1 protein-coding gene is annotated in these 5331 nt (G+C 73.9%); it reads left to right on the top strand.

The genetic code is table 11. The features are described from left to right. Positions 1-56: 56 nt before the first annotated feature. Positions 57-5331 (top strand): type I polyketide synthase (locus tag Sri02f_RS40690; protein ID WP_245971036.1); only part of this gene is annotated, 5275 nt, incomplete at its 3' end.

Raw genomic sequence — 5331 nt, 5'->3', positions numbered from 1 at the left:
AGGGCGGTCCCTTCGCCGATCGCCTCGGGCAGTGCCGTCGGGCACTGGAGCCGTTCGTGGAGTGGGACCTGTTCGCGGTGCTGCGCGGGGACGAGGGGCAGCCCGACTTCTCGCGGGTCGACGTGGTGCAGCCCGCGCTGTGGGCGGTCATGGTCTCTCTCGCTGCGCACTGGCAGGCGGCGGGGGTCCGTCCCGCGGCGGTGGTGGGGCACTCGCAGGGTGAGATCGCCGCCGCCACGGTGTCGGGCGCGCTCTCCCTCTCCGACGGCGCACGGGTGGTGGCGCTGCGTTCGCAGCTCATCAACGGCATCGCGGGCGAGGGCGGGATGACGTCGCTGGCGCTGCCGCGTGAGGAGGCCGAGACCGTCGCGGCCCGTTTCGGGCTGGAGATCGCGGCGGTCAACAGCCCGGCCAGCACGGTCGTGTCCGGTCCCGCGGACGCACTGGACCAGCTCGCCCTCTGGTGCGAGGAGCATCAGAGAAGGTTCCGGCGGGTGCCGGTCGACTACGCCTCCCACTCCTCCCATGTCGAGGCGATACGCGAGCCGTTGCTGGAAGCGCTGGCGCCGGTGTCACCGCGCAGCGGTGATCTGGCCTTCTACTCCTCGCTGACCGGCGGCCCGGTGGACGGCGCCGATCTCGACGGCGAGTACTGGTACCGGAACCTGCGTCACACCGTCGACTACCAGGCCGCCACCGAGGCGCTCGCCCACGCCGGCGTCACCGCCTACATCGAGGTCAGCCCGCATCCGGTCCTCACCCTGCCGACCCAGGAGACGCTCCAGACCCTCGACCATCCCGCCGACGAACCCGTGGTCCTGGCCACCCTGCACCGCGACCACGGCGACGCCCACGACTTCACCCACGCCCTCAGCACCGCCTGGACCCACGGCGTCACCCTCCGCCCCACCCCCACGCCCCCCCACCCCGACCTCCCCACCTACCCCTTCCAAGGCACCCACCACTGGCTCAGCACACCCACCGGCGGTGACCCGCAGACGTTCGGCCTGCGCCCCGTCGTCCACCCGCTGCTGGGCGCCGCGATCCACCGCGCGGACGAGGAAGGCGTGGTGTTCACCGGGCGGGTCTCGGCGGCCACGCATCCATGGCTTGCCGACCACGTGGTGCGCGGGTCCGTCCTGCTTCCCGGCACGGCTTTCGTCGAGGCCGCGATCCGGGCCGGTGACGAAGTGGGCGCCCCCTGCCTGGAGGAACTGGTCCTCGAGGCCCCGCTCGTGGTCGCGGCGCAGCAGACCGTCAGCCTGCAGTTGACCGTCGGGGCGCCGGACGCGTCGGGCCGCCGCGCGGTGAGCTTCCACTCCGCGCCGCAGAGCGGCGCCGAGTCGACGGCCGACCCGCTGTGGTCCCGGCACGCCCGCGGCTTCCTGGTCCCCGCCCTGCCGGATGACACCGACGCCGCCGAAGCGCTGGCGACGTGGCCGCCGCAGGGCGCGGAGGCGGTGCCCGTCGCGGACGCCTACGAGCGGATGACCCGGGCCGGGTACGGATACGGCCCCGCCTTCCGAGGCCTGCGGGCCATGTGGCGCAGGAACGCGGAAGTCTTCGCCGAGATCGCCCTGCCCGAGGGGGAAACGGCCGACGACTGGGGTCTGCACCCGGCACTGCTGGACGCGGCCCTCCACCCCGACGTCCTGGGCGAGGTGGACAAGGACGAGTCCCGGCCGCTCAGCCTGCCGTTCGCCTGGCACGGTGTGCGGCTGCACGCCTCCGGGGCCACCACGCTGCGAGTCCGGCTGACCTGGGCGGAGCCGGAGGGCGTCGCGCTGCTCGCCGTGGACCCGGCGGGAGCCCCGGTCGTCTCCGTCGGCACCCTGTCGACGCGGCCCATGGGGGAAGGAGAGGCGTCCGCCGCGGACGGGACCGTCCGGCAGATGCTGCTGCACACGCAGTGGAAGCCCCTGGCGACCCCACCCGTGCCGCAGCCCGAAGGCCGATGGCTCGTGGTGGGACCCGACGCCTCACAGGTCGCCTCCGTCCTCACCGACACGGGCTTCGACGCGCAGGGTGCGCCGGACCTCGCGGCGGACGCCACGGGGCCCGCGCCCGACACCCTGCTCCTGCTCTGTGACCGTCCCGCAGCGGAATCCTGCGACACCGCCGCCGCGGCCCGTGCCCGTGTACAGGTAGCCCTCGCGCAGGTGCAGCGCTGGTTGCGCGACGACCGGTACGAGGCCACTCGACTGGTCCTCGTGACCCGTGGCGCCGTGGCGGCCGATCCCGCGTCCGGCGTGGCCGACCTGGCCGGGGCCTCCGTGTGGGGTCTCGCCCGGACGGTGCAGGCCGAACACCCCGGACGCCTCGTCCTGATCGACCTGGACCCCGGTGCGGACTCCCCGGCCGGTGCCGCGGACGTGCCGGGGCTGCGTGCCGCGGTCGCCTCCGACGAGCCTCAGACTGCCGTGCGCGCGGGCCTTGTGCTGGTCCCCCGCCTGACGCACGCGGCCGACCTGCCGCCCGCAGAACCGCGGACGCTCGATCCCGAGGGCGTCACCCTCGTCACCGGCGGGACCACCGGCCTGGGCCGGCTCGTCGCCCGGCACATGGTCGCCACGCACGGCGCCCGCCACCTGCTGCTGCTGAGCAGAAGCGGACGCTCGGCCGAGGGCGCCGCCGACCTGATCGACGAACTCGCCGCCCTGGGCGCGTCCGTGACCGTCGAAGCGTGCGACGTGGCCGACCGGGACGCCCTGGCCGCTGTGCTCGAAGGCCTCGACCGGCCCCTGATCGCCGTGGTGCACAGCGCCGGCGTCCTGGACGACGGGACGGTGTCCGGTCTGTCCCCGGAGCAGGTCGACACCGTGATGCGGCCCAAGGTGGACGCGGCGCTGCACCTGCACGACCTCACGCGCGACGCCGACCTCACGCACTTCGTCCTGTTCTCGTCGGTCGCCGGCACGCTCGGCGGCGTCGGACAGGCCAACTACGCCGCGGCCAACGCCTTCCTCGACGCCCTCTCGGAGCACCGGCGTTCGCTCGGCTTGCCCGCCACCACGGTGGCCTGGGGCCTCTGGGAGGACGGCGGCCTGACCGCACACCTGGGTGACACCGACCGCGTCCGCATCGCCCGCAACGGCGTCCGGCCGCTCTCCGCCGAACAAGGACTGACCCTTCTCGACGCCGCCGTCGCCCGCCAGGGGGCCGCCTTCGTCGCCGCGCGCTTCGACCACGCCGCCCTGCGCCGGCGTTCCGGCGGGGTGCCCACGCTGCTGAGCGGTCTCGTCCGCGGCGTCACGCGGCGTACCGCCGCCGCCGAGTCCGGTGACGCGGAGGACGCCGGCGCGTGGCTCGCCGGACTCTCGTCGCAGGAGGCCGAACGCGCCCTGCTCGACGTCGTGCGCCGGCACGCCGCGGCGGTCCTGGGACACGAGTCGCCGCAGGCCGTACGTGCCGACAGCGTGTTCAAGGACGTCGGCTTCGACTCGCTCTCCGCCGTCGAGCTGCGCAACCGCCTCAACACCGCGACCGGTCTGCGGCTGGCCCCGACCGTCGTCTTCGACCATCCGACCCCGCAGGCCCTGGCGGAGCACCTGGCCGAGATCCGCGACGGCGCCACGTCAGCCGCGTCCGTCCCGGCGCTCCGGCCGGGCACCGCGACGGACGGCGACCCCATCGTCATCGTCGCGATGGGATGCCGCCTGCCAGGAGGGGTCGCGGGCCCGGAGGACCTGTGGGAGCTGCTGCGGTCCGGAACCGACGCGATCGGCGAGTTCCCCACCGACCGCGGCTGGGACCTGGACGCCCTGTACGACCCCGACCCGGACAAGCCGGGCACGTCCTACAGCCGCAACGGTGGCTTCCTGGACGGCGCGGGGCGGTTCGACGAGGCGTTCTTCGGGATATCGCCGCGTGAGGCGCTGACGATGGATCCGCAGCAGCGGCTGCTGCTGGAGACGGCCTGGGAGACCTTCGAGCGCGCGGGCATCGACCCGACGTCCCTCGGCAACAGCACGGCAGGCGTGTTCGTCGGCGCGATCGCCCAGGAGTACGGCTCGACCCTGCTGCACGAGGCCCCGGAGGGGCTGGACGGCATGCTCCTCACGGGCAACGCCACGAGTGTGATCTCCGGCCGGCTCTCGTACCAGCTGGGTCTGCTGGGGCCGGCGATCACGGTGGATACGGCGTGTTCGTCGTCGCTGGTGGCGATCCATCTGGCGGCGCAGTCGCTGCGGCAGGGGGAGTGCTCCCTCGCCCTCGCGGGCGGCGCCACCGTCATCGCGACGCCCGGTACGTTCACCGCCTTCAGCCGGCAGCGCGCCATGTCGGCCGACGGTCGGTGCCGGGCGTTCGGGGCGGGGGCGAACGGCACCGGTTTCGCGGAGGGTGTCGGCCTGGTGCTGCTGGAGCGGCTCTCGGACGCGCGTCGGCTGGGGCATCCGGTGTTGGCCGTGGTGCGGGGGTCGGCGGTGAACCAGGACGGCGCCTCCAACGGTCTGACCGCGCCGAACGGTCCCGCGCAGCAGCGGGTGATCCGTACCGCGCTGGCGCAGGCCGGTCTCGCCCCGGCCGAGATCAGCGCCGTCGAGGCGCACGGCACCGGCACCACGCTCGGTGATCCCATCGAGGCTCAGGCGCTCCTGGCGACCTATGGTCAGGACCGTCCGGCGGGAGAGCCGCTTCTGCTGGGGTCGGTGAAGTCGAACATCGGTCACACCCAGGCGGCCGCGGGCGTCGCGGGGGTCATCAAGATGGTCATGGCGATGAGCCACGACACCCTGCCGCGCACCCTCCACATCGACGAGCCGTCACCCCACGTCGACTGGAACATGGGCCAGGCCCGACTGCTGACGGACAATCAACCCTGGCCGCGCACCGGCACACCGCGCCGCGCCGGCGTCTCGTCGTTCGGGATCAGTGGGACGAACGCGCATCTGATCCTGGAGGAGGCGCCCGCCGGGCTTGTTCCCGAGGCCGAGGCAGGGCCGTCCGGGGTGGTGGTGCCGATGCTGTTGTCGGGGCGTGGTGAGGGTGCGTTGCGGGCCCAGGCGGGGCGGGTGGCGGATTTCCTGGAGCGTTATCCGGACCTGTCCGCGGACGCGGTGGCGCGCATGCTGGCGGGCTCGCGGACGGTGTTCGAGCACCGCGCCGCGGTCTCCGGGGACGACCGCGCGCAACTGGTGACCCGCCTGCGCGCGCTGGCCGACACCGACGCCGACACGGACACGGACGCCGCTGTGGGTGTGGGTGTGGGTGTGGGTGTGGGTGAGCTTGTCGGTGTGGTGCGGGGCGCGGGCCGGTTGCTGGGTGATCCGGCGCTCGTGTTTCCCGGTCAGGGCGCGCAGTGGCCCGCCATGGCCGTCAAGCTTCTCGGGG

It is taken from the genome of Streptomyces rishiriensis (assembly GCF_003112535.1).
Taxonomy (GTDB): Bacteria; Actinomycetota; Actinomycetes; order Streptomycetales; family Streptomycetaceae; genus Streptomyces; species Streptomyces rishiriensis.
Note: the sequence above shows the minus strand (reverse complement) of the source record. Positions and strands in the feature narration are given on the sequence as shown.